The following is a 24,983-nucleotide window of genomic DNA, read 5'->3' as shown; positions in this document are numbered from 1 at the left end:
GCACCCACCGACACGACCAGCCAGCACGACCAGCCAGGAGGACGTCATGACCGCACCGACCCTGGCCGCACCCCTCGGGGTAGCGACCACCGACCTGCTCGACCGGGCCTACGTGAGCCTGGTCCAGTCCTGCTACGCACCGACGAGCGCCGAGCGCTACGTCGCCGCCCACCTGGCGGCGCTGCGGGCGGGGGCGGCGCTGCTCGCGGCGCGCAGCCGGCCCGAGCGCCGGGCCCGGCCCCGCAGCGTGTGGGAGGTGCTGCCGCAGGTGGCGCCCGAGCTCGGGGAGTGGGCGGCGTTCTACACCTCCTCGGCCAGGCGGCGGGCGCAGATCGAGCAGGGCGGGACCTCTCCGGCCCGCGAGGCCGACGACCTGCTGCGTCAGTCCGAGCAGTTCCTCACCCTCGTCGAGGGGGTGCTCGCGGCGCCGCCCCACCCGGCGCTGCCGCCGCTGCGGGTGACTCACGTCGAGCCCCGTCAGGAGCCGCGGGGAGAGGTGCGAGGTGACGACTGACTTCGTCCACCTGCACGTCGCGTCCGGGTTCTCCATGCAATACGGCGTCTCGACCCCCGCGACCCTGGTCGACCGCGCCGCGCAATGGGGGCAGCCGGCCCTCGCACTGACCGACCGGGACGGGCTCTACGGCGCGGTCCGTTTCGCCCAGGCCGCCCAGGCCGCGGGGATCGGTGCCGTCCACGGCGTCGACCTCGCCTGCCGTCCGGTGCTCCTGGCCGACCAGCGGCGACCGTCCGCGGCCCGGCGCGTCGCGGACGGGCCAGGTGGGCAGAGCGGATCGGGTGGGGCACCTCGCACGCCGGTGCGCGGCGGGGCCCAGGTCGACGAGCGGCTGCCGCGCGTGACCGTCCTGGCCCGCGGGTCGGGCATCGGGGCCGGGCGCGGCTGGGCGCGGCTGTGTCGGCTCGTCACGGCGACCCACCTGGCGGGCGAGCGCGGCACCCCGGTGACGAGCCTGGACCTGCTCGCCGAGCACGCGCTCGACCCCGACACCGGCCACACCGCGCTGCGGGTGCTGCTCGGTCCCGACTCCGACGTGGGTCGGGCGGTGCTGCGTCGCCGGCACGGTGAGGCCCGGGCCCGGCTGCAGGCGTGGCAGGCCGGGCTCCCGCGCGCAGCGGTGGTCCTCGAGACCACCTGGCACGAGGGCCCGTCCGGCACGGTCGGCAGCCGCAGCCAGGCGCGGGCGCTCGTCGAGCTGGCCGACGAGGCGGGGGTGCCGGTGGTGCTGACGGGGGCGGTGCGCTACGCCGACCCGAGCGGCGCCGCGACGGCCGACGTCCTCGACGCCGCCCGGCGCCTGGTGGCGCTCGACACCCGCCACCTGGACCGGGTGACGACGAGCGGGCACCTGGCCTCCACCGAGCAGATGACCGCGCTCGCCCACCGCCTGGTCGGCTCCGACCGGGCCGAGCAGCTGCTGGCCGACACCCGCCGGGTGGCAGACGACACCCTGCAGGACCCGCGCCACGACCTCGGCATCGGCTCGGTGCAGCTGCCCGAGCCGGCGGTCCTCGACCTCGGGGGAGTCGCCCCCGGACGTGCCCTGGCCGAGCGCACCCGCGCCGCCGTCGCCGCGCGCTACCCCGACCGGTCCGGTGACCGGCTGCGCGCCGTGCACGAGCGGCTCGACGACGAGCTCGCTGTGGTCGCCGACCTCGGCTACGCCTCCTACTTCCTCACCGTCTCGACCGTCACCGACCTGATCCGCGAGATGGGCGGGCGGGTGGCGGCCCGCGGCTCGGGGGCGGGCAGCCTGATCAACTACCTCCTCGGCATCAGCGGCGTCGACCCGATCCGCTACGACCTGCTCATGGAGCGCTTCTGCTCCCCGCTGCGCGCAGCGCTGCCCGACATCGACATCGACGTGGAGTCCGACCGCCGCACCGCGATCTACGAGCGGGTTCTCGACCGCTTCGGCGGCGAGCGGGTGACCTGCGTGTCGATGATGGACACCTACCAGGTGCGCCACGCGATCCGCGACGTCGGTGCCGCGCTCGGGCTGCCGCCGACCGAGATCGACGCCATCGCCAAGGCCTTCCCGCACATCCGGGCGCGCGACGCCCGCAACGCCATCGACGAGCTGCCCGAGCTGCGCGCCAGCGGCCTCGCCGCGCCCCGCCTCGCGACCCTCTTCGAACTGGTCGAGCGGCTCGACGGGCTGCCCCGGCACATCGCGCTGCACCCGTGCGGCATGGTCTTGTCCAACTCCAGCCTGCTGGACCGCACCCCGGTCGAGGCGAGCTGGCTGGGTTTCCCGATGAGTCACTTCGACAAGGACGACGTCGAGACCATGGGGCTGCTCAAGCTCGACGTCCTCGGCATCCGGATGCAGTCGGCGATGGCGCACGCCGTCGCCGAGGTCGAGCGGGTCGACCAGGTGCACATCGACCTGGACGACCAGGCCCAGGTGCCGCTCGACGACGAGGCGACCTTCCGGCTGATCCGGTCAACGCACACCCTCGGGTGCTTCCAGATCGAGAGCCCCGGGCAGCGCGAGCTCATCGGCAAGTTCGGCCCGCAGCGGTTCGAGGACCTGATCATCGACATCTCGCTGTTCCGCCCCGGTCCGGTGAAGTCCGACATGATCACCCCCTTCCTGCGGGCCCGCGGCGGCTGGGACCAGGCGCGCTATCTGCACCCCAGCCTGGTGCCGGCCCTCGCCGAGACCGAGGGCGTCGTCGTCTTCCACGAGCAGGTCCTGCAGATCGTGTCGGTGACGGCGGGGGTGAGCCTCGCCCAGGCCGACGAGGTGCGCCGCGCGCTCGGCACCCCGGCGGGCCAGGAGGAGGTCGAGGCCTGGTGGCGTCCGGCGGCGGCCGCGCGCGGCTACACCCCCGAGGAGGTCGACACCATCTGGGCGGTGCTCAAGGCCTTCGCGTCGTTCGGCTTCTGCAAGGCCCACGCCGCCGCCTTCGCGCTGCCGACCTACCAGTCGGCCTGGTTGAAGACCCACCACCCGGCGGCCTTCCTCGCCGGGGTGCTCACCCACGACCCGGGCATGTATCCCAAGCGGCTCATCCTCGACGACGCCCGCAACCTCGGCATCGCCATCCTCTCGCTGGACGTCAACGCCTCCGGCGACACCTATCTCGTAGAACCAGTGGCGCCCTTCGACGAGCCGCCTCCCGGCATCCTCGGGGAGCCGCCGCGCTCGCGCCCGGTGCACCCCGACCTGCCCGACGCCCGCGCCTACGGCATCCGGCTGTCCCTCAGCGACGTCAAGGGGATCAGCGACGCCGAGGTGCAGCGGATCATCGCCGGGCGGCCCTACTTCAGCCTCGCCGACCTCTGGCACCGGGCCCAGCCCTCACGCCCGATCGTCGAGCGCCTGGTCGTCGCGGGGGCGCTCGACTCGGTCTACGGCATCGGCGGGCACCTCGGCTCGGCGGGTCTCGGGCGTCGTGGTCGGATCACCCGGCGCGACCTGCTGCTGCACGTCGCCGAGCTCGACCGCTACTCCCGCGCGCTGTCCAGCGGCGCCGCCCGCACCCGGGCGGGGAGCGGTCGAGGTGGTCGAGGTGGAGGTGCTCGAGCCGGAAGTATCCAGGATGGGGGTGCTCGGGCGGGGAGCGCTCGAGCCGGGGCCGGTGGTTCAGCCGGGGGAAGCGCGGCTGCCGAGGGCAGTCCCCGCGCCCGCGACGTCCGCGCAGCGGCCGCAGCGCAGTCCCAGGCTGCGCAGGTCCAGGCGGCGGCGGCCGACCGACCGGCCCAGCTCACCCTGGACCTCGGCGACGCACCCGAGCTGACCACGGCGAGCGGGCTGCCCGAGCTGAGCGACACCGAGCGGGTGCGGGCCGAGCTCGACGTCCTCGGGCTCGACGCCAGCTCGCACGTGGTGCAGTCCTACGCCCCGCTGCTCGACGCGCTCGGCGTGACCCGCTCGGCCGACCTGCTCACCCGACGCAGCCGCAGCGAGATCCTCGTCGCCGGCGTCAAGGTCGCCACCCAGACCCCGCCGGTGCGCTCGGGTCGCCGGGTCGTCTTCCTCACCCTCGACGACGCGACCGGGCCGGTCGACGCGACCTTCTTCGAGGACGTCCAGGGGCCGTACGCCGCCACGGTGTTCCACTCCTGGATGCTGCTGGTGCGCGGGGAGGTCCGGCGCACCGGTGCTCGGGGGATCTCGCTGCGCGCCACAGGCGCCTGGGAGCTCGGCGTGCTGTGGGAGCAGTGGATGATCGGAGGGCTGGAGGCGGTGCTCGGCTTCCTGCGCGAGCACGACGCCCGCGAGCAGGCGCTCCGCGCGCAGGCCGCCGGCGAGCTCAGCGCGGGGTCGGACGAGGCCGCCGTGGGGGTGGGCGCGTCGGCCCGCCGGGTGCTGGTGCACGCCTCCGGGTTCAAGCAGTCGCCCTACGCCGACACCCGACCGGCCGGGTCGGACCCGCGCGACGCGCGGCGCCTGGCCGAGCGGCTCGGCCGGCTGCCGGTGGACGGGGAACGCACCGACCACCGAGCGACGGCGCCGCGCAAGCTGTGGCACGCCAGCCCAGGCAGCTCGGGGCACTAGGGTGAGTGCATGTCGACCGCACCCGAGCCGACCTCGCAGCCGATGGCGTCCGAGAGCGCGTCCCCGACAGCGAGGCACCGCCGTCCCCGACCGGGGGTGGCGACCAACCTGCGCACCGCGGCGCTGTGGGAGTCGGTCAGTCGGGTCGCCGAGGACCTGCAGGCCGATATCGACCGCCCGCTGCGGGTGCTCGACCTCGGCGGCGGCACCGGTGGGGTCGCCGTGGCCCTGGCGACCCTCGGTCACCAGGTCACCGTCGTCGACCCCAGCCCCGACGCCCTGGCCGCCCTCGGGCGGCGCGCTGAGGAGGCCGGCGTCGCCGACCGGATCATCGGCATCCAGGGGGACTCGAGCAACCTGGACACCGTCCACCCGCAGGCTCAGGCCGACCTGGTGTGCTGCCACGGCGTGCTGGAGTTCGTGGACGACCCGGCGCGTGCGGTGCGTGCCCTTGCCGGTGCGCTCGCCCCGGACGGGGTGCTCAGCCTGGTCGTCGCGCAGCGCCTCTCGGTCGTCCTGGCCCGCGCCCTCGCCGGCCAGTTCGGGCAGGCTCAGCACGCGCTCACCACGCCCGAGGGGCGGTGGGGGCCGGCCGACCCGCTGCCGCGCCGGTTCGACCGCGCGGCCGTGTGCGAGCTGGTCGAGGAGGCCGGGCTGGAGGTCATCGACACCCATGGCGTGCGGATCTTCAGCGACTTCGTGCCGTCGGCGTTCGTGGACTCCGAGGCCGAGCGGCAGGCGCTGCTGGACCTCGAGCGGGCTGCGTCCAGCCACCCCGACTTCGCCGTCCTGGCCGAGCTCGGCGCGTCCCTGCACGTGCTGGCCGGTCGGCACTAGGACCGACCGGTCTCGGACGGGCACGACGACGGGGCACGACAGGGCACGCCCGATCGTTGGTCGGGGCACAGGTGTGGGGAGGAGGTGAGCGATGAGCCGGCGACAGTTCGCCCTCGGCGACCATGACAGCACGGCGGTCGATGACACGCTATGTCCGATCCTGCACGTCGACATGGACGCGTTCTACGCCTCCGTGACCCTCCTCGACCACCCCGACCTGCACGGCACGCCGGTCATCATCGGTGGTGGCAACCGGGGTGTGGTGCTGTCGGCGACCTATGAGGCCCGCGCCTTCGGGGTGACCTCGGCGATGCCGATGACCCGCGCCCGGAGGCTGTGCCCCCAGGCGGTCGTGCTCGCCCCCGAGCACCAGCGCTACAGCGAGGTGTCCCAGGCGGTGATGGCGGTCTTCCGCTCGGTCACCCCGCTGGTCGAGCCGCTCAGCCTCGACGAGGCGTTCCTCGACGTGTCGGGCGCGAGCCGCTCGCTCGGGAGGCCCGCGCAGATCGGTCAGTACCTGCGCGACACCATCGCCGACGAGCAGGGGGTCACCTGCTCGGTCGGGGTGGCCGCGACGAAGTTCGTCGCCAAGCTCGCCTCCGGTCTCGCCAAGCCTGACGGCCTGGTCGTCGTCGGTCGCGACGAGGTGGTCGACGTCCTCCACCGGCTGCCGGTCGCGGCGTTGTGGGGGGTCGGTGACCGCACCGAGGAGCAGCTGCACCGCCTCGGGCTGCACACGGTGGCCGACCTCGCGCACACCCCGCTCGACACGCTGCGCCGCGCGCTCGGCGAGGCCACAGGGACGGCCCTGCACGAGCTGTCCTGGGGCCGGGACCCCCGCCCCGTCGTGCCCCAGCACGTCGAGAAGTCGATCGGTGCCGACGAGACCTTCGGCGAGGACATCGACGACCCGGTCGAGATCCACCGGCACCTGCTCAAGCTGTCCGACCGGGTGGCGGCCCGGCTGCGCTCGGCCGACGTGATGGGACGCACCGTCTCGCTCAAGGTGCGCTTCGCCGACTTCACGACGATCACCCGGTCACGGACCCTGCGCGAGCACACCGACGTGAGCCGCGAGATCTACGCCGTGGCCCGGTCGCTGTTCGACGCGCTCGGCCTGCAGCGGGCCCGCATCCGGCTGGTCGGGGTGCGGATGGAGGGTCTGCGCGACGCCGACCAGGTGCCGTTGCAGGCCGCCCTCGACGACCCCGAGCACGGGTGGCGCGACGCCGACCGGGCGGTCGACCGGGCCTCCGCACGGTTCGGGGCCGGTGCGGTGCGTCCCGCCGCGCTAGTGCCGAGCGCCCGCAGCTCCGACCGTTCCGCCGACCGCACCACCGAGCGCGTAGCCCGTCCGGCCTCGATGCGCTCCGCCGATCTGTCACCCCGCGGCGCACGAGCCGGCTCACAACGGACTACGAGAACGTCTACCGCTACACAGTCAAGAGACTTATCCTGACCTTTACCGGATCGCAGTGTCGCTGACGGTCCACGAGTCACCCTGGAAAGGGGGTTCAGATGCCGCTCTCGGAGCGCGAACGGCAGTTGCTCGAGCAGATGGAGCAGGCGCTTTCTGCCGAGGACCCTCGTCTCGCGTCACAGATGCGCCAAGGCACGGACAACCGACGGCGCAATCGTCAGTTCATCCTCGGCGGTGCCGTCGTCGTGATCGGCCTGGCCGTGGTCCTGCTCGGCGTCATGCAGCAGAGCGTGTGGATCGGCGCCGTCGGGTTCCTCGTCATGGTGGCCGGTGCCATCTACGCGTTGCGCAACCCGCACCACCCGCACCTCGGGGTCTTCCAGCCCGACGGCACCCAGACGCCCGCCCGCGCCGGTCGAGGCAGTCAGTCGGCCCAGTCCCTCAAGCGTCCGAAGCGTCCGGCCCCCCGGTCGGGCACCTTCATGCAGCGCCTGGAGATGCGCTGGGATCGTCGTCGCGAGCGCGGCGAATTCTGACCCTCCTGCCCGCACCCTGCCGGCGCCGTGCAGCCTGGTGGCTGCGCGGCGCCGTGCTGCGTCGGCAGCTGTCCGGGGCACCCGGGCACCCGGGCACCCGCCCCACGGTCTGCCGGCCCTGAGCAGGTCGGCATCGAGACGGCGGTTGGTCACGCCAGGGCCGCCGAGATGGTGGTTGGCCACCGAAACGGCTGGTACACCAGCCATCTCATTGCCGAAGTGCCGTCTCGACGGGGTGCGCGTCACCAACTGCCATCTCGACGGGGTCCGTGTGGCCAACTGCCGTCTCGGTCGCCAACCCGCCTCTCGAGACCGCCGCCGACGCTGCGCCGGCAGCTGTCCGGGGCACCCGGGCACCCGGGCACCCGGGCACCCGCCCCACGGTCTACCGGCCCTGAGCAGGTCGGCGTCGAGACGGCAGTTGGCCACGGGAGCGGCGCCGAGACGGTGGCCAAGTGCCGTTTCGACGGGGGAGGCCGAGCAACCTCTCGGTGAGGCCACCGCGTCTGTGGGGTATGACACAGGACACCGCAGTCACCTCGTCAGCCATCCGCCGCCTTCGTCCGATGGCCCTGCTGCTGCCGGTGGGGGCCCTCGTGGCCACCGCCGGCTGCGTCGGCGCCGCACCCGCGGCTGGTAGCGCACCCGCGCCCTCGGCAGCGCCGGTCGCGGCCACCATCACCTCGACCGCCAGCACCACCAGCACCGCCACCACCAGCACCACCGGGCGCGCGCCGCTGGGCACGACCACCTACGTCGCGCTCACCGAGCAGAACGGCGCCCAGGCGCTCGAGCTGGTCGACCGTCGCACCGGCAAGCGGCTGCGCACCGTGGCGTCGGCGGACTCGCCGACGGACGGGTCGCGCGCGTTCGGCTCGGTCGAGCTGCTGCGCGACGGCACCGTCTTCTTCGTCCGCTACGGCCAGGGCGAGATCCTCGGGCCGAAGGGACAGATCTACGGCAGCACCTTGTGGCGCACCAACCCCAAGGGTCAGAGCGTGGTCTTCCTGCGGGGCGTGATCAGCGCCGCCGTGACGACCGACGAGCGACGGATCGCCGTCACGCAGGCGAGCCCCGACCGCGCCCACCGGAAGGTGCACCAGCAGGTCCGGGTCGGCAGCGTCGGGGGTGGCGCGTTCACGACCCTCAAGGACTACCCGATCCCGACCGACGCGTCCGGCAGCCCGCTGCAGGAGTTCGCGACCCCGCAGCTGCGGACCTGGCTCGGCACGAGCAGCCTCATCGCCGAGCGGGGCTGCTGCGACGAGAACGCCGTCACCGTGCTGTCCGCGACCAAGCCCGGATCGGCGGCCCAGGGGCCCTACGGCGACGGCAGCGCGCGGACGATCGGCAAGCTGGGGGAGCGCGCGGCGCTGTTCCTGCGGCCGGTCTTCGGGCCGGCCCCGAGCTACCCGGAGCGCGGGTTCCAGGCGGTGCAGGTCACGGCCGCCAAGCCGCGCGGCACCGTGGTGTGGTCGACGGCGAGCACCAACCGCCACCGGGCGATCGCCGCCGCCCTGAAGGCCACTCGCGCCACGCCGCTCGACATCGCCAAGACGACCTACCCGCACCAGGGTGTCGCTCAGGTGCTCGCCGAGTACCGCTGATCGAGTCCCGCCGACCGAGTCCCCGCCGACACGCCCGTCGTCAAGGAGATTTGACGCCCTGGACCCCGTCAACCACAATTGACGGGTTCCAGGGGAAGGATCTGACATGGGCAAGAAGCGCTCGCTCCAGCCGGCGCTCGAGCGTCTCGAGGCGATCGCCGAGATGCGCTCCCGGCTCGCCAAGGACGAGGCCGCGGCCGTCCGGGACGCGCGCGCCGAGGGGGCCAGCTGGAGCACCATCGGTGCCACGCTCGGCATCTCCAAGCAGGCGATCCACCACAAGTACGGCAAGTCCTCGTGAGCGCCGCCGACACCGACCTGTCGCCGCTGCGCCGCCACGACCTCGCGCCCGAGCCCCGGACCCTGGTTGACATCTTCCGCGAGACGGCAGCCGACCACGGCGACCAGCCGGCGCTCGACAACGGCGCCGAGGTCCTCACCTACGACCAGTTCGCCGAGGCCGCCGGCGCGGTCGCGGCGTCGTTGGCCGAGATCGGGGTGGGTCGAGGTGACCGGGTCGGGGTGCGGATCGCCTCCGGCAGCACCGACCTCTACGTCGCGATCATGGGCATCCTGCTCGCCGGTGCGGCCTACGTGCCCGTCGACGCCGACGACCCCGACGAGCGTGCTCGGACCGTCTTCGGCGAGGCGGCCGTCGCCGCGGTCGTGCGCAACGAGCTCACCATCACCGCTGCCGACGGCTCCCAGACCCTCGTAGACCGTGCCGCTGACCTTCCGCTCGACACCCAGCCCGACGCCCAACCCGACCCCGAGCTCGGCGACGACGCGTGGATCATCTTCACGTCCGGCTCGACGGGCAAGCCCAAGGGTGTGGCGGTGTCGCACCGCAGCGCCGCAGCGTTCGTCGACGCCGAGTCGCGGCTGTTCCTCCAGGACGGCCCGATCGGCCCGGGTGACCGGGTGATGGCGGGGCTGTCGGTGGCGTTCGACGCGAGCTGCGAGGAGATGTGGCTGGCCTGGCGCTACGGCGCCGCGCTCGTCCCGGCACCGCGCTCGCTGGTGCGCTCGGGCATGGACCTCGGGCCGTGGCTCATCTCCAACCGCATCACGGTCGTCTCGACCGTGCCGACGCTGGTGTCCCTGTGGCCCGCCGAGGCGCTGGCCGCGGTGCGGCTGCTGATCCTCGGCGGCGAGGCCTGCCCGCCCGAGATCGGCGCCCGCCTCGCCAACGAGCGGCGCGAGGTGTGGAACACCTACGGCCCCACCGAGGCCACCGTGGTCGCCTGCGCCGCCCGCCTGGACGGCGTCGGCCCGGTCCGGATCGGTCTGCCGCTCGACGGCTGGGACCTCGAGGTCGTCGACGAGCAGGGTGCGCCGGTGGCCGCGGGGGAGCCCGGCGAGCTGATCATCGGCGGGGTAGGGCTCGCGCGCTACCTCGACCCGGCCAAGGACGCCGAGAAGTACGCCCCCATGCCCACGCTCGGCTGGGAGCGCGCCTACCGCTCCGGCGACCTGGTGCGCCGTGACGACGAGGGGCTGCTCTTCCTCGGCCGCGCCGACGACCAGGTCAAGGTCGGCGGCCGCCGGATCGAGCTCGGCGAGATCGACTCGGCGCTGCTGCAGCTGCCCGGCGTCGAGGGTGCCGCCGCGGCGGTGCGCACGACCGCGAGCGGCACCAAGCTGCTCGTCGGCTACCTGACCGCCGACGAGACCTTCGACGTCGCGGCCGCCCGGGAGCGGCTGCGCCAGGACATGCCCGCCGCGCTCGTGCCCCGCCTCGCCGTGGTCCCCGACCTGCCGACCCGCACGTCGGGCAAGATCGATCGCGACGCGCTGCCCTGGCCGCTGCCCGAGTCGGGCGACGGCACCGACGAGCACGGTGCCCCGCTGACCGAGACCGAGGCCTGGATCCGCGACGTGTGGACCGACGTCCTCGGCGCCCGCGCCGACGGCCCGGACGCCGACTTCTTCGACCTCGGCGGTGGCAGCCTGGCCGCGGCCCAGGTCGTCGCGCGGCTGCGCGAGCGGCACCCCGAGACGACCGTGGCCGTGGTCTACGAGCGACCGCGCCTCGGGGACGTCGCCGGCTACCTCGACGAGCTCGGCGCCCCGACCTCGATCCTCAACGAGGAGGTCCCGCCGGTCCCGCTCAAGACCCAGGTAGGTCAGGTCGCGGCCGTCACCGGGCTGCGGGTGATCGGGGGCGCCCGCTTCGTGGTCCACCTCGCTGCGGCGTCGACGGTCGCGCACGACCTCGGCCTGGCCGCAGCGCCGACCGCACCCTGGTGGGCGATCGTGCTCGGCTGGCTGGTCCTCGTGACGCCAGTCGGGCGGATCCTGCTCGCGGCGGGCGGCGCCCGGCTGATCCTGCGTGGCCTGCAGCCCGGCCGCTATCCCCGCGGCGGGAAGGTGCACCTGCGCATCTGGCTCGCCGAGCGGCTCGCCGACGAGCTGGGCGCCGGAGGCGTCTCCGGCGCGGCCCTGCTGCGGTGGTACGCCCGGCTGCTCGGCGCCCGCCTCGGCCGCGACGTCGACCTGCACACCGTGCCACCCATCACCGGTCTGCTGAAGGTCGGGGACGGTGCCTCGATCGAGCCCGAGGTGGACCTCACCGGTCACTGGATCGACGGGCGCACCCTGCACGTCGACAGCATCGGCGTCGGGAAGCGGGCCCGGGTCGGTGCCCGCAGCTCGCTCGGCCCCGGCACCGTCGTCGGCGACGGCGCCGAGATCAGCCCGGGCTCCGGCGTGCTCGGCACGGTGCCGCCGGGGGAGCGCTGGGCCGGTGCGCCCGCCGGTCGGACCGGTCGGGCCCGCCCCGCCTGGGGCGACGTCCGACCCCAGGACAAGCGGCGCTGGACGGTGACCTACGCCCTCACCGGCATCGGCGTCTCCCTCCTACCGGTGGTTGCGGTGGTCGTGGGCGTGGCCGCCTGCTGGCCGTTGCTGCAGCCTGCGACCACGCTCGGCGGCCTCGCCACCCGGGTGGCCCTGTCGCTGCCGCTCGGGGCCGTCGTCGGCTACGTCGCGCTGGCCCTGCTGATCCTCGTGCTGGTCCGCCTCCTCGGCGCCCTGGTGCAACCCGGGCCGCACCTGGTCCAGAGCGCCCCCGCGTGGGCCGCGTGGGCCACCATGCGCGTGCTGGACGAGGCGCGCACGTGGCTGTTCCCGCTCTACTCCTCAGCGGCGACGCCGGCCTGGCTGCGCGCCCTCGGCGCCCGGCTGGGGCGGGACGTGGAGGCCTCGACCGTGCTGATGCTGCCGAGCCTGGTCACCGTCGGCGCGGGGGCGTTCCTCGCCGACGACACCCTGATCGGCAGCTACGAGCTCGGTGGTGGCTGGCTGCGCGTGGAGCAGGTCAAGGTCGGCAAGCATGCCTTCGTCGGCAACTCCGGCATGGCCGCTCCGGGTCGCAAGGTGCCGAGCAAGGGTCTGGTCGCGGTCCTGTCGGCTGCGCCCCGGCGCACCAGCGCCAAGAAGGGCAGCTCCTGGATCGGTAGCCCTCCCGAGCGGTTGCGTCGTAGCGCCGGCTCCACCGACGACACCCGCACCTTCAACCCGCCGCAGCGGCTGCGGGTGGCACGGGCCCTGGTCGAGCTGTGCCGCGGGTTCGCTCTTCTCGCCAACGTAGGGCTCTACGCGCTCGTCGGTATCGCGGTCCTCGCCGCCGGGTCGGTGTCCTGGTGGCTGGCGCTGGTCGTCGCCGGGCCGGCGCTGGTGGCAGCCGGGGCGCTCGCCGCGGTGCTCGCGACCGCCGCCAAGTGGCTGCTCGTCGGCCGGGTCGGCCGCTCCGAGCACCCGCTCTGGAGCAGCTTCGTGTGGCGCAACGAGCTGGCCGACGCGTTCGTCGAGTCGGTCGCGGTGCCGTGGTTCGCGCGCTACGTGCTCGGCACGCCCGTGCTCGTCGTGTGGCTGCGCAGCCTCGGCGCGCGGATCGGACGCGGGGTGTGGTGCGAGAGCTACTGGCTGCCGGAGGCGGACCTCGTCGAGCTCGGCGACGGCGCCACCGTCAACCGGGGCACCGTCGTGCAGACGCACCTGTTCCACGACCGGGTGCTGGCCTGCGATTCGGTCACCCTGCGGCGCGGGGCTACGCTCGGGCCCAACAGCGTCGTCCTGCCGGCGTCGACCATCGGTCGGCACGCCACCGTCGGGCCGGCCTCGCTCGTCATGCGCGGCGAGTCGGTGCCCGACCTCACCCGCTGGATCGGGAACCCGATCGGCCCCTGGGTCTCGAGCGAGCCGAGCTCGCCCGAGCCGAGCACGGCCCAGCAGGACACGACCCAGCAGAGCACGGACACGAACGAGCAGAAGGAGTGATGGTGGGTGTCGCAGTTCACGCCCGACCCGTACGTCCCAGGGCACGGCGACACCCGCTACCACGTCACGCACTATGACCTGAGCCTGGACTACAAGGTCGCCACGAACCGGCTCGAGGGCACCGCGACCCTCACCGTCGTGCCCGTCCAGGAGCTCGACGAGCTGTCCCTGGACCTGCACGGTCTGCACGTCTCGTCGGTCAGCGTCGACGGTCGCCGGCCCCAGCGCTCGGGCCAACGAGGGGACTGCCTGACGGTGCGGCCGGTCGCGCCGCTGCCGCCGGACCGACCGGTCACCGTGGTCGTCCGGTACTCCGGCAAGCCCCGTCCTGTCCGCGGGCCGCACGGCACCGCCGGCTGGGAGGAGCTCACCGACGGGGTGCTCGTCGGCTCCCAGCCCTACGGCGCGCCATCGTGGTTCCCGTGCAACGACTGGGCGGCCGACAAGGCGACCTACCGGGTGGCCGTCACGGTCGCAGCCGCCTACCACGTCGCCGGCAACGGCGAACTGGTCTCGCGGCGCCGACGCGGGGCGAGCACCACGTGGGTCTACGAGCAGCGCGAGCCGATGGCGCCCTACCTCGCGTCGGTGCAGATCGGCCCGGCCGAGGTGGAGCACCGCGCTGCGAGCGTGCCGGTGGAGATCGTCCACCCGCGCGGCCTTGCCGTCGGCCCGGGCACGGCGTTCGCCGAGCAGGTGGCGATGCTCGAGCTCTACGAGCGGCTCTTCGGGCCCTACCCGTTCTCGACCTACCGGGTGGGGATCACCGACGACCCGCTCGAGATCCCGCTCGAGGCGCAAGGATTCGCGAGCTTCGGCCGCAACCACGTCGTCCCGCGCTGGGACAACGAGCGGCTGGTCGCGCACGAGCTCTCGCACCAGTGGTTCGGCAACAGCCTGACGGCCGAGAGCTGGGAGGACATCTGGCTGCACGAGGGCTTCGCGTGCTACAGCGAGTGGCTCTGGTCCGAGCACTCCGGTCGCGGGACGGCCCAGCAGCAGGCCGCCGTGCACTGGCAGCGGCTCGCCCGCTCGCCGCAGGACCTGCTCGTCGGCAGCCCCGGCAGCAGCGACATGTTCGACGACCGGGTCTACAAGCGCGGGGCGCTGACCGTGCACGCGATCCGGGCGCTGCTCGGCGACCGCGACTTCTTCGAGATGCTGCGCACCTGGACCACCCGGCACCGGCACGGCGTCGTCACCACGATGATGTTCGCCCACCACGTGCAGGCCTTCACCCGTGAGCCGGTGGCCCCGCTGCTCGACCGGTGGCTCTACACCGAGGCGCTTTCGCCGCTGCCGCAGCTCGAGGCGTAGACCGCGCCGCTCGCCTCAGCGCCCCACGAGGCGCGACCAGCCGGTCAGCGCCCGACGCCACTCAGGACCGCGACCGCGAAGGTCGCGGCGATCAGCACGCCGGCACCGAGCTCGATCAGCATCGACAGGCCGACGGCGCGCAGCGCGTGGACGGTGGACGGCCAGGCCGCCCGCGCCGAGCCCAGCTTGCTCAGCTGCACGAGGAAGATGCCGAGCACGAACCCGGCGAAGAACCCGACGACCGGGATCACGAAGAAGCCGACGATGCCGACCGCCACCCCCGCGAGCGTGGTGGTCCAGTGGATGCCCTGGTTCTTCAGTGCGCGCCCCGGCAGGAGGTACTGCGTGGTGAGCCCGATGCCGTAGAGCACGGTGACGATCGCGAGCACCGCCCAGCCCGCGGCGCTCTGGGCCAGCGCTGCCCAGACGGCCACCGAGCCCCAGACGAGCAGCAGGCCGGGCAGCACCGGGATGACGATGCCGAGCAGACCCACCACCACGCCGAGGGCAGCGATGCTCGTGATCACGGAGGAGTCCATGGCCTCAGTATCCCCTCAGGTGGTGGGCGTTCTGGACGCGTTCTCGACGCGTCCCCGACGGGTCTCGACAACGACGACGGGTTCTCGACAACGACGACGGGCCGCACCCGGGAGGGGTGCGGCCCGTCGTGATCGGGTGCTGCTACAGCTCGGTCGCCATGGTGGACTCCACGAGCCGCGCGGTCTGGTCGTCGATCTCGACCGCGATCGTCTTGAGCTTGTCGAGGTGCTCACGCCCGTGGTGGGCGCAGAAGAGCAGCTCGCCCCCCGTGGCCAGGCGGGCCCGGATGTAGGCCTGAGCGCCACAACGGTCGCAGCGATCGGCTGCGGTCAGCTCCTTGGATGCAAGAGCGGCAGTCACGTCGGCCTCCTTCTCGTCGATGTCGTGCACGGCGTAGTCAACAGTCTTCCATGCCGATTCCTTCCCTCACGGTATTTGGCCAGCCTGTGAGCGTCCTGGTGGGCGTGCCTGCAGGGGTCTGTCAGAGGGGGCGGGTAGCGTCACGGCCGTGCCAGAGACCCGCAAGAGCCAGACGTCGACCGACGAGTACTCCGCGCGCCATCTTCAGGTGCTCGAGGGCCTGGAGGCTGTCCGCAAGCGACCGGGGATGTACATCGGGTCGACCGACAGCCGCGGTGTCATGCACTGCCTGTGGGAGATCATCGACAACGCCGTCGACGAGGCCCTCGGCGGCCACTGCTCGGCGATCGCCGTCGTCCTGGGTGAGGACGGTTCGGTGACCGTGCGCGACGACGGTCGCGGCATCCCCACCGACATCGAGCCGCGCACCGGCCTCTCGGGGGTCGAGGTCGTCTTCACCAAGCTGCACGCCGGCGGCAAGTTCGGTGGTGGCTCCTATGCCGCGTCCGGTGGCCTGCACGGCGTCGGCGCGTCGGTCGTCAACGCCCTCGCCGCCCGCCTCGACGTCGAGGTCGACCGCGCCGGCAAGACCTACGCCATGAGCTTTCGGCGCGGCGAGCCCGGCACGTTCGACGACTCGGCGGGGGCTGGGCCGGACAGCCCGTTCACGCCGTTCGAGTCCGGGTCCGAGCTGCGGGTGGTCGGCAAGGCCAAGCGCGGCACCACCGGCAGCCGCGTGCGCTACTGGACCGACCCGCAGATCTTCCTCAAGACCGCCGAGCTGTCCTGGACCGAGCTCACCGACCGGGCCCGCCAGACCGCGTTCCTCGTGCCGGGGCTGAGCATCCAGTGCCGTGACGAGCGCCGGGTCAAGGGCACGCCGGGCGAGGACGGTCCGGTCGAGGAGCGCTTCGAGAACGCCGCCGGCATCAGCGAGTTCGTCGAGTTCCTCGCCCCCGACCAGCCGGTCACCGACGTGTGGCGGCTGCAGGGCTCCGACACCTTCACCGAGACGGTGCCCCAGCTCGACGCGCGGGGCCACATGGTCTCGACCGAGATGGAGCGCGAGTGCGTGGTCGACATCGCGCTGCGGTGGGGGACGGGCTACGACACCCGCACCGAGGCGTTCGTCAACATCATCCACACGCACAAGGGCGGCACCCACGTCGCCGGGTTCGAGCAGGCGCTGCTCAAGGTGTTCCGCAAGCAGCTCGAGGTCAACGCGCGCCGGCTCAAGGTCGGCGGCGACAAGGTCGACAAGGACGACGTCCTCGCCGGCCTGACGGCGGTGGTCACCGTCCGGCTCGCCGAGCCCCAGTTCGAGGGCCAGACCAAGGAGGTGCTCGGCACCAGCGCGGTCCGGGGCATCGTCGCCGGTGTCGTAGAGCGTGAGCTCACCTCCCTGCTGACCTCCACGAAGCGGGACACCAAGACCCAGGCGTCCCAGCTGCTCGAGAAGGTCGTCGCCGAGATGAAGTCGCGCATCTCGGCGCGTCAGCACAAGGAGACCCAGCGTCGCAAGAATGCGCTGGAGTCCTCCAGCCTGCCGGCCAAGCTCTACGACTGCCGCTCGACGGACGTGGAGCGCACCGAGCTGTTCATCGTCGAGGGGGACTCCGCGATGGGCACCGCGAAGGCCGCGCGGCTGTCGGACTTCCAGGCGTTGCTGCCGATCCGCGGCAAGATCCTCAACGTCCAGAAGGCCACCGTCGGCGACATGCTCAAGAACGCCGAGTGCGCCGCGCTCATCCAGGTGATCGGGGCCGGCTCGGGGCGCAGCTTCGACCTGGACCTGGTGCGCTACGGCAAGGTCATCATCATGACCGACGCCGACGTCGACGGCGCCCACATCCGCACGCTGCTGCTGACGCTGTTCTTCCGCTACATGCGCCCGCTCGTCGAGGCGGGCCGGGTCTACGCCGCCGTGCCGCCGCTGCACCGCATCGAGGTGATCAACGCCGGCTCCAAGAAGAACGAGCTGCTCTACACCTACAACGAGGCCGAGATGCGCACGACGATGAAGACGCTCGAGCGCCGCGGCCGCAAGATCAAGATGCCGCCGCAGCGCTACAAGGGGCTCGGTGAGATGGACGCCGACCAGCTCGCCGAGACGACCATGGACCCCCGGCACCGCACCCTGCGGCGGGTCACCCTGGCCGACGCCGAGGCCGCCGAGCGCGTCTTCGACCTGCTCATGGGCAACGAGGTGGCCCCGCGCAAGGACTTCATCGTCGACTCCGCGCACTCCCTCGACAGCGAGCGCATCGACGCCTGAGGGCGAGACGATGGGCGGGACAGGAAGGAGGGATCATGGCCGATCCCACCGAAGGACACGTCAGCAAAGGACGTGCGCCCGGCACGACCGAGGGCACCGCGACGGTGGTCGAGACCCTGGCGGGGCACAGCACCTCGCGCGGTGGCCGCCCGGGCGCCAGCACCGTGCTGGACGAACCCTCCGCCAAGATCGTCGCCTTCGAGTTCGCCGAGGGTGACGAGCTGCACGAGCACGCGGCGCACCATCCGGTGCTGATCGAGGTCCGGCGCGGGCGGGCCGAGCTCGTGGTGCCCGACCGCACCATCGACCTGCGACCGGGGATGGTCCTGCATCTCACCGCGCTGCTGCGGCACTCGGTGCGCGCGCTGGAGCCCACCACGCTCACCGTGACCATGCTCCTCCCGCAGCGGTGAGCAGGTGAGCCGGTGAGTCAGCCGCCGACCGAGCGCTACGCGCTGCTCTCCGACCGGCAGACCGCCGCGCTCGTCGCGGACGGCTGCATCGACTGGCTCTGCGTGCCGCGATTCGACTCGCCCGCGGTGTTCGCCCGGTTGCTGGGTGACAGCGGCAACGGCTACTGGCGGGTGGTGCCGGTCGACGGCGTCTGAGACGGGCGCCGCTACCGCGACGGCAGCTTCGTGCTCGACACCGACTGGACGACACCCGCCGGGTCGGTCACGACCACCGACTTCCTCACCCACGGCAAGGACGACTCCAACGATCCCGGGGTCGGCGTGGTACGGCGGGTCGAGTGCACCGCCGGCAGCGTCGACGTCGAGGTCGATCTGGTGATGCGCTTCGACTACGGCCGGACCGCGCCGTGGGTGCGCCGGACGCACGACCCGAGCGGCGCGGAGGTGGTGCGCGCGACCGCCGGGCCGCACTCGCTGACCCTGCACGGCCCCCGGCTGACCGGCCGCGACGCCACGCACCACGGCCGGTTCCACCTGGAGGCGGGGCAGACCCTCACCTGGTCGCTGACCTGGCGGCCCTCGCACCTGGCGGTGCCGGTGGCCCCCGACGTGGACGCCGAGCTGGCTTGGCTCACCCGCACCTGGCGCCGGTGGCGCGACGAGGTGGACGTCCAGGGCCGCTATGCCGAGGAGGTCAACGACTCGCTCGCGGTCCTGCGCGCCCTCACCCTGCACAGCACGGGCGGCATCGTCGCCGCGCCCACCACCTCGCTGCCCGAGGCGATCGGGGGCGAGCGCAACTGGGACTACCGCTACACCTGGCTGCGCGACTCGGCCTTCACCATCGACGCGCTCGCGAGCCACGGGCACGTCCACGTCGCTGCCCACTGGCGTGACTGGCTGCTGCGCGCGATCGCCGGCGACCCCGAGGACCTGCAGATCATGTACGGCGTCGCCGGTGAGCGCGACCTCCCGGAGAGCACGCTCGACCATCTGGCCGGCTACCACGCCTCGAGGCCGGTGCGCGTCGGCAACGGCGCCTACGTCCAGTACTAAGCGGACGTCGTCGGCGAGGTCATGCTCGCCCTGGACCGGCTGCGGTCCGCCGGTGTGCAGGAGGACGCCTTCTCGTGGTCGCTGCAGCGCAACCTGCTGCGCCTGGTCGAGTCGCGCCTGGAGGAGCCCGACCGCGGCATCTGGGAGGTGCGCGGTGACCCGCACCTGTTCACGCACGGTCGGGTCCTGATGTGGGCGGCGTTCGACCGCGGTGTGCGCGCGGTGGAGGAGCACGGTCTACGAGGGCCCGTAGAGCGGTGGCGCGGCCATCGCGACCGCCTGCACGACGAGATCTGGGCGCGCGGGGTGCGAGACGGGTCGTTCGTGCAGCACTACGACACCGACGCGGTGGACGCAGCGCTGCTGCAGATCCCGCAGACCGGCTTCGTGGCCGCCGACTCTGACGTCATGCTCGCGACCACCGCGCGGATCGAGCAGACCCTGGTCGACCGGCACGGCTTCGTGCGGCGCTACCTGACCGAGGACGCTGTCAGTGGTGATGGCGAGGCTAGTGCTGCGGGGGCTGGTGGTGCGGGGAGCCGGGCCACCGTGACCAGCGACGGGCTGCGTGGCGGGGAGGGGACCTTCCTGATGTGCAGCTTCTGGCTGGTCGAGCAGTATGCCCGCTCCGGCCGACGGGCCGACGCGCTCGCGCTGATGGACCGGCTGCTCGCCGTGCGCAACGACCTCGGTCTGCTCGCCGAGGAGTACGACGCCGAGGCCGGGCGGCTGCTCGGCAACTTCCCGCAGGCGTTCAGCCACCTGGCGCTCATCCGCGCGGCGAGCGCGCTGTCCGACCCGACTGCCGCCGGTCGTCAGCGCCGGTCGGCACCGCCCGTCAGCGGGAGTCGGCGGCGGTGACGGCGCCCGCCGTGCGCGGTGCGGTCACGGCGCCCGCGGCGATCATCGCGGTCATGACCAGGCCGGCGAGCACCGCGGCGGTGGCCGCCGCCGTGAGGGTCCAGGTCAGGGCGAGGACCAGGCCCACCGCGCCGATGGTGCTGAGCGCGATCCCGAGCCGGGTGAAGAAGTCGAGGCCGAACGCGCGGCTGAACGGGATGAAGTGCAGGCCCACCGCCAAAGCGATGAGCGCGGGCACGGCGTCCCCTTGGCCGCGCGCCCTGAGGACCGCCGAACCTGCTGCGATCAGGGCGATCATCGCGAGGCAGGACCCGAGGTAGATCGGCCCGGCCCAGCGGCTGGGCGCGGCGTCGGGCCGGCGCTCGACGCGCAGCACGTAGATCGAGTAGACAGCGGCCGCCAGTGCCACCAGCCAGGCCACGAGTGCGGCGGTCGACCAGTGGCCGGGCAGCGCCGACCGGTTGGCGAGCACGAAGACCGTGCCGCCGACCAGCCCGATGGTCGAGCCGATCGTGGTCGAAGAGATGAGGGGGGCGGAGGCGCTCGTCCTGGTCATGGGTCGACCGTAGGCGCGGCGGTCGGCACGTCCGTATGAGTCCCGTCAGCGGCCCGCCATGACATCTGTCATCGACCGTTCGGTGGGTGTCGGTGGGTGTCAGTGGGCGGCGCTAGGGTTTGGGCCATGACGACGACGTCCTCCGAGCGCACCTCCGAGACCCAGCCCGGCGACGGGTCGAGCAACCCGACCCACGGCCGCCGGCCCGAGCACAAGATCCTGCTCAGCGAGGCCGAGATGCCGACGCGGTGGTACAACATCGTGGCCGACCTGCCCACCCCGATGCCGCCGATGCTGCACCCCGGCACCCACGAGCCGGTCACCCCTGACGACCTCGGCCCGCTCTTCCCGCCGGCGCTGATCGAGCAGGAGCTCGGCACCGAGCGGTGGTTCGACATCCCCGAGGCGATCCAGGAGGTCTACCGGCTGTGGCGGCCGAGCCCGCTGCTGCGCGTGACCCGCCTCGAGCGCGCCCTCGGCACTCCCGCCCGGATCTACGTGAAGTACGAAGGGGTGAGCCCCGCCGGCAGCCACAAGCCGAATTCCGCTGTGCCGCAAGCGTTCTACAACCACGAGGCCGGCGTCACCAAGCTCACCACCGAGACGGGCGCGGGGCAGTGGGGGAGCAGCCTGGCCTTCGCCTGCGCGCAGTACGGCCTGGAGTGCGAGGTGTGGCAGGTCGCCAACTCCTTCGACTCCAAGCCCTACCGCCGACTGATGATGGAGACCTTCGGGGCGACGGTGCACCGTAGCCCGTCCGAGCTCACCGCGGCGGGCCGGGTGATCCGTGAGCAGTACCCAGACTCCACCGGCAGCCTCGGCATCGCCATCTCCGAGGCCGTCGAGGCCGCGGTGCAGAGCCCGATGACGAACTACGCGCTCGGGTCGGTGCTCAACCACGTGCTGCTGCACCAGACGATCATCGGCGAAGAGGTGCTGCGCCAGCTCGACAAGGCCGGCGAGACGCCGGACGTCGTCATCGGGTGCACCGGCGGCGGGTCGAACTTCGCGGGGCTGACCTTCCCGGTCCTGCGCGAGCGGTGGGCTGGTCGGATGGCCCCGATCGTGCGAGCCGTAGAACCTGCGGCGTGCCCCAGCCTGACGCGCGGCGTCTACGCCTACGACTTCGGCGACGTCGCGGGCATGACCCCGTTGATGAAGATGCACACGCTCGGCAAGGACTTCATGCCGAGCGCGATCCACGCCGGCGGCCTGCGCTACCACGGCATGGCGCCGCTGGTGTCCCACCTCTACCACGAGGGCGAGCTCGAGGCCGTCGCGCTGGAGCAGGACGAGTGCTTCGCCGCGGGCATCCTCTTCGCGACGCACGAGGGCATCATCCCTGCGCCGGAGTCGACCCACGCGATCGCCGGCATGGTGGCCGAGGCGCGCCGCTGCGCCGAGACCGGCGAGGACAAGGTCATCGTCGTCGGGCTGTCGGGTCACGGACATCTCGAGCTGCCGTCGTACGGTGACTACCTGACGAGCGGGTTCACCACGGCCGCCGGCGACGACCCGCAGCTCGACGCCCACCTGGCCGACTCGATGGGGCGTCTGCCGTCGATCTAGTCGATCCGCTGGTCCAGCCGGGTTCGCCGGGTCACGCGGAGTAGCTCGCGGCGCCGGCGGTGCCCGTCGTGCCGGGCGTGGTGCTGCCCGGGGTGGGCGTCGTCGTGCCCGGGGTGCTGCTGCTGCCGCCCCCGCGCATGCCCTTCATGCCGCTCATGCCCTTGCCGCCGCCCATGCCACCCATGCCCTTGACGCCGACACCGACGCACTGGCCGTCGACGGGGGCGTAGAGGAACACGTCGGTGACCTCGACCGGGATCTTCTCGGTGGTCGCCGACGGGGTGGGGGTCGGCGTCGTCGAGCCGCCGGCCGAGGAGCCGCTCGAACCGCCGGCCGAGCCGCCCGTCGACCGCGCCGCTCTGGCGGCGAGGCACTGCCCGGTCGTCACGTCGGCGAGTGTGGCCTTGGCGAGGGTGGTGAAGGTCGTCGCGCTGTTGGTCGTGACCGTGATGGTGGTCGTGCTGGGCGTCGCCGTGCTGGGCGTCGCCGTGCCGGTGGAGGGAGCCGCCGACGGGGCATCGGTCCCGCTGGTCCCGCTCGTCCCCGGCGAGGACTTGGTGCCGCGGTCCGGTCGGGCCGGCATGGTCACGGTGAAGCTCGAGCCGCTCACGGACGCCACCGTGGCGCACCGGTCGGAGGTGCCGGCCGGCGCGACGGTGACCGCCGCCGCGGTGAAGCCCGTCGCCGACCGGTCCGTGCCGTTCGCCGGCCGGGCCGAGACGCACGACCCCACCTTCACGTCGGCGAGCGAACCGGTGGCCGCCTTAGTGATGGTGGCCGTGCTCGCGATGGTGAGGGTGCGGGTGCCGAGCCGGTCGTTGATCGTCACCGTCGAGCCGTCGACGGTGGCGATGGTGCCCTGAGCGCCGCCACCACCCATGTCGCCATGCCCGCCAGGCCCACCGTGACCACCCTGACCGTCCATGCCACCGTGACCACGTCCACCGCGGCCCTGCTCACCGGACGAGCCGGAACCCGAGGACCCAGAGCCCGAGGCGCCAGAGCCGGAGGAGGCGCTGCCCGAGGGGGTAGCCCCGGGGAGGGCTCCACCACCCGCGGCCTGGGCGGAGCCGCACGCGGCCAGCGTCGCGGCGGCCGCGGCGCCGAGGGCGACGGTGCGCACGGAACGGGGGAGTCGCTCGAGGGCGGTGGTCATGGTTCCTCCTGAGGACAGCATCGTTGCGTGATCAGCACTGGGCGCGAGTGTGCTCGCCGCACCTGAGGACCACGGGGCGGATGGCTGTCAGGAGGCTATGAGTTGCTGAGAATTCCTGTGACTCCTTGGTACCGATTCGGACACATCCCGCTCCGCGTGTGGACCTCAGCATCTGCACAGGGTGAGGGTGTGTCCGTGAGTGAGACCGGGTCTACCCCTATGACCGGCGCCGAGGACGAGGCCCGCGAGGAGCCGTCGCTCAAGCGGGCCATCGGTCCGTGGTTGCTGCTGCTGTTCATCGTCGGTGACATCCTCGGCACCGGCGTCTACGCCCTCACCGGCAAGGTCGCCAAGGAGGTCGGCGGGGCCGTCTGGTTGCCGTTCCTCTGCGCGTTCGTCGTCGCGATCCTGACGGCGTTCAGCTACCTGGAGCTCGTGACGAAGTACCCCAAGGCCGGCGGCGCCGCGGTCTACGTGCACAAGGCGTTCGGCATCCACTTCCTCACCTTCCTCGTGTGCTTCGCGGTCATGTGCTCGGGCCTCACCTCGGCCTCCAGCGCCGCGATCGCCTTCGCCGGCAACCTGTCGAAGGCCGCCGGTCTCAGCTGGCAGTCGGGCGGCGTCGCGCTGCTGCTGTGCGCGCTCGGCTTCATGCTGCTCGTGGCGGGGATCAACTTCCGCGGCGTCGGCGAGTCCGTCAAGGTCAACGTGCTGCTGACCCTCGTAGAGCTCACCGGCCTGCTCATCATCATCGCCATCGGCCTGTGGGCGATCGGTCAGGGCAAGGGCGACGCCGCGACCCTGACCGACCTGCGCGTCAAGGACGGGGCCAACCCCTTCACCGCCGTCACGGCGGCGACGGCCCTGGCGTTCTTCGCGATGGTCGGCTTCGAGGACTCGGTCAACATGGCCGAGGAGACCATGGACCCGGTCAAGATCTTCCCCAAGATGATGCTCATCGGTCTGACCATCACCGGCGTGATCTACGTGCTGGTCGCGATCGCGTCGGTGACCCTGGTGGAGCCGAGCGAGCTCGGCGAGGGCGAGACGCCCCTGCTGAAGGTCGTCGAGGCGGGCGCCCCCGGCTTCCCGATCGCCATCTTCGCGGTCATCAGCATGTTCGCCGTCGCCAACTCGGCGCTGATCAACATGCTGATGGCCTCGCGGCTGCTCTACGGCATGGCGTACGAGAGCGTGCTGCCCCGCACCCTCGGCATCGTGCACCGCACCCGGCGCACCCCGTGGGTCGCCATCGTGTTCACGACGCTGCTGGCGTTCGGGCTGATCTACTTCGCCGACCTGACCTCGCTCGGCGGCACCACGTCGCTGCTGCTGCTCGTGGTCTTCACGATCGTTAACATCGCCGTGCTCGTGCTGCGCCGCAGCCCGGTCGACCACGACCACTTCAAGGCGCCGACGATCATCCCGATCATCGGGGCGTTGCTGTGTGGCTACCTGGCCAGCCCGCTGTCGCAGCGTGCGGCCAGCGACTACGTGGTGGCCGGGTGGCTGCTCCTCGTGGGCATGGGGCTGTGGGTGCTGCACTTCATCGGCACCCGGTTCATCTCCCGCGACCGGCACACGCCCGAGGACGTCACGCACCTCGGTGGGCACCCGGACGAGCTGCCGCGCCAGCGCAAGAGCCGGCCCTACAGCTGACCGCTACGCCCCTG

18 protein-coding genes and 1 pseudogene are annotated in these 24,983 nt (G+C 72.7%); 15 read left to right on the top strand and 4 right to left on the bottom strand.

Annotated elements, in window-relative coordinates; genetic code table 11:
- The first annotated feature begins 46 nt into the window (after positions 1–46).
- From MM440_RS12855 to MM440_RS12815, 9 genes are all read left to right on the top strand, one after another.
- The gene (locus MM440_RS12855) at positions 47–514 is read left to right on the top strand and encodes an SAV_6107 family HEPN domain-containing protein (RefSeq protein WP_241444740.1); all 468 of its coding nucleotides are present in this window, start codon (positions 47–49) and stop codon (positions 512–514) included.
- Positions 504–4,526: a DNA polymerase III subunit alpha gene (locus MM440_RS12850; RefSeq protein ID WP_241444739.1), complete on the top strand. Its 4,023-nt coding sequence runs from the start codon at positions 504–506 to the stop codon at positions 4,524–4,526. The genes MM440_RS12855 and MM440_RS12850 overlap by 11 nt, the downstream gene beginning before the upstream one ends.
- Before the next feature lie 9 nt (positions 4,527–4,535).
- Entirely contained in the window at positions 4,536–5,363 is an 828-nt protein-coding gene (locus tag MM440_RS12845; RefSeq protein ID WP_241444738.1) for a methyltransferase domain-containing protein, read from the top strand.
- A 91-nt stretch (positions 5,364–5,454) separates the two neighbouring features.
- Positions 5,455–6,822 (top strand): DNA polymerase IV, encoded by a 1,368-nt coding sequence (locus MM440_RS12840; RefSeq protein WP_241444736.1) that lies wholly within the window; start codon positions 5,455–5,457, stop codon positions 6,820–6,822.
- 59 nt (positions 6,823–6,881) lie between these two features.
- A complete protein-coding gene (locus tag MM440_RS12835; RefSeq protein ID WP_241444734.1) occupies positions 6,882–7,319 on the top strand; it encodes a DUF3040 domain-containing protein in 438 nt (145 codons plus the stop codon).
- Between the two features lie 566 nt (positions 7,320–7,885).
- Positions 7,886–8,926: a hypothetical protein gene (locus MM440_RS12830; protein WP_241444733.1), complete on the top strand. Its 1,041-nt coding sequence runs from the start codon at positions 7,886–7,888 to the stop codon at positions 8,924–8,926.
- 106 nt (positions 8,927–9,032) lie between these two features.
- Entirely contained in the window at positions 9,033–9,227 is a 195-nt protein-coding gene (locus tag MM440_RS12825) for an AsnC family protein (RefSeq protein WP_241444732.1), read from the top strand.
- On the top strand, positions 9,224–13,207 hold the full coding sequence (locus MM440_RS12820) for a Pls/PosA family non-ribosomal peptide synthetase (protein WP_241444731.1): 3,984 nt from the start codon (positions 9,224–9,226) through the stop codon (positions 13,205–13,207). Before MM440_RS12825 ends, MM440_RS12820 begins: the two co-directional genes overlap by 4 nt.
- Positions 13,208–13,213: 6 nt before the next feature.
- The gene (locus MM440_RS12815) at positions 13,214–14,524 is read left to right on the top strand and encodes a M1 family metallopeptidase (protein WP_241444730.1); all 1,311 of its coding nucleotides are present in this window, start codon (positions 13,214–13,216) and stop codon (positions 14,522–14,524) included.
- Between the two features lie 44 nt (positions 14,525–14,568).
- Here MM440_RS12815 and MM440_RS12810 read toward each other — a convergent pair whose 3' ends face one another.
- Both MM440_RS12810 and MM440_RS12805 read right to left on the bottom strand, forming a co-directional pair.
- Positions 14,569–15,063, bottom strand: a complete 495-nt coding sequence (locus MM440_RS12810; RefSeq protein ID WP_241444729.1) for a DUF456 domain-containing protein — start codon at positions 15,061–15,063, stop codon at positions 14,569–14,571.
- Positions 15,064–15,205: 142 nt separating this feature from the next.
- The gene (locus MM440_RS12805) at positions 15,206–15,424 is read right to left on the bottom strand and encodes a DUF7455 domain-containing protein (RefSeq protein WP_241444864.1); all 219 of its coding nucleotides are present in this window, start codon (positions 15,422–15,424) and stop codon (positions 15,206–15,208) included.
- 148 nt (positions 15,425–15,572) lie between these two features.
- Here MM440_RS12805 and MM440_RS12800 point away from each other — a divergent pair, with 148 nt between their 5' ends.
- From MM440_RS12800 to MM440_RS12790, 4 genes and pseudogenes are all read left to right on the top strand, one after another.
- A complete protein-coding gene (locus MM440_RS12800) occupies positions 15,573–17,699 on the top strand; it encodes a DNA gyrase/topoisomerase IV subunit B (RefSeq protein WP_241444728.1) in 2,127 nt (708 codons plus the stop codon).
- Positions 17,700–17,734: 35 nt separating this feature from the next.
- Positions 17,735–18,112, top strand: coding sequence for a cupin domain-containing protein (locus tag MM440_RS12795; protein ID WP_241444727.1), 378 nt, complete (start codon positions 17,735–17,737; stop codon positions 18,110–18,112).
- A 12-nt stretch (positions 18,113–18,124) separates the two neighbouring features.
- Positions 18,125–18,307: a trehalase-like domain-containing protein gene (locus MM440_RS17425; protein ID WP_338155660.1), complete on the top strand. Its 183-nt coding sequence runs from the start codon at positions 18,125–18,127 to the stop codon at positions 18,305–18,307.
- 183 nt (positions 18,308–18,490) lie between these two features.
- Positions 18,491–20,029: pseudogene (locus tag MM440_RS12790) on the top strand (glycoside hydrolase family 15 protein).
- Here MM440_RS12790 and MM440_RS12785 read toward each other — a convergent pair.
- A complete protein-coding gene (locus MM440_RS12785; protein WP_241444726.1) occupies positions 20,007–20,585 on the bottom strand; it encodes a hypothetical protein in 579 nt (192 codons plus the stop codon). The pseudogene MM440_RS12790 and the gene MM440_RS12785 sit on opposite strands and share 23 nt — an antisense overlap.
- A gap of 126 nt (positions 20,586–20,711) precedes the next feature.
- On the opposite strand from MM440_RS12785, the gene MM440_RS12780 reads away from it, so the two are divergent.
- On the top strand, positions 20,712–22,154 hold the full coding sequence (locus tag MM440_RS12780) for a TrpB-like pyridoxal phosphate-dependent enzyme (protein ID WP_277626685.1): 1,443 nt from the start codon (positions 20,712–20,714) through the stop codon (positions 22,152–22,154).
- A gap of 31 nt (positions 22,155–22,185) precedes the next feature.
- On the opposite strand, the gene MM440_RS12775 is transcribed toward MM440_RS12780, so the two are convergent.
- Complete coding sequence (locus tag MM440_RS12775) at positions 22,186–23,310, bottom strand: hypothetical protein (RefSeq protein ID WP_241444725.1); 1,125 nt, start codon at positions 23,308–23,310, stop codon at positions 22,186–22,188.
- A 219-nt stretch (positions 23,311–23,529) separates the two neighbouring features.
- On the opposite strand from MM440_RS12775, the gene MM440_RS12770 reads away from it, so the two are divergent.
- Positions 23,530–24,969, top strand: coding sequence for an APC family permease (locus tag MM440_RS12770; protein WP_241444862.1), 1,440 nt, complete (start codon positions 23,530–23,532; stop codon positions 24,967–24,969).
- Positions 24,970–24,983 lie beyond the last annotated feature (14 nt).

Source organism: Arsenicicoccus piscis (genome assembly GCF_022568835.1).
Lineage (GTDB): Bacteria > Actinomycetota > Actinomycetes > Actinomycetales > Dermatophilaceae > Arsenicicoccus > Arsenicicoccus piscis.
This window is presented reverse-complemented; position numbering and strand designations above follow the sequence as displayed.

What these genes read in the sequence shown, in the direction of transcription:
- MM440_RS12830 (WP_241444733.1), top strand. Translation starts at nt 7,886, where the DNA reads ATGGCCCTGCTGCTGCCGGTGGGGGCCCTCGTGGCCACCGCCGGCTGC.
- MM440_RS12785 (WP_241444726.1), bottom strand. Translation starts at nt 20,585, where the DNA reads ATGACCAGGACGAGCGCCTCCGCCCCCCTCATCTCTTCGACCACGATC.
- MM440_RS12840 (WP_241444736.1), top strand. Translation starts at nt 5,455, where the DNA reads ATGAGCCGGCGACAGTTCGCCCTCGGCGACCATGACAGCACGGCGGTC.
- MM440_RS12825 (WP_241444732.1), top strand. Translation starts at nt 9,033, where the DNA reads ATGGGCAAGAAGCGCTCGCTCCAGCCGGCGCTCGAGCGTCTCGAGGCG.
- MM440_RS12855 (WP_241444740.1), top strand. Translation starts at nt 47, where the DNA reads ATGACCGCACCGACCCTGGCCGCACCCCTCGGGGTAGCGACCACCGAC.
- MM440_RS12795 (WP_241444727.1), top strand. Translation starts at nt 17,735, where the DNA reads ATGGCCGATCCCACCGAAGGACACGTCAGCAAAGGACGTGCGCCCGGC.
- MM440_RS12845 (WP_241444738.1), top strand. Translation starts at nt 4,536, where the DNA reads ATGTCGACCGCACCCGAGCCGACCTCGCAGCCGATGGCGTCCGAGAGC.
- MM440_RS12835 (WP_241444734.1), top strand. Translation starts at nt 6,882, where the DNA reads ATGCCGCTCTCGGAGCGCGAACGGCAGTTGCTCGAGCAGATGGAGCAG.
- MM440_RS12775 (WP_241444725.1), bottom strand. Translation starts at nt 23,310, where the DNA reads ATGACCACCGCCCTCGAGCGACTCCCCCGTTCCGTGCGCACCGTCGCC.
- MM440_RS12780 (WP_277626685.1), top strand. Translation starts at nt 20,712, where the DNA reads ATGACGACGACGTCCTCCGAGCGCACCTCCGAGACCCAGCCCGGCGAC.
- MM440_RS12770 (WP_241444862.1), top strand. Translation starts at nt 23,530, where the DNA reads ATGACCGGCGCCGAGGACGAGGCCCGCGAGGAGCCGTCGCTCAAGCGG.
- MM440_RS12810 (WP_241444729.1), bottom strand. Translation starts at nt 15,063, where the DNA reads ATGGACTCCTCCGTGATCACGAGCATCGCTGCCCTCGGCGTGGTGGTG.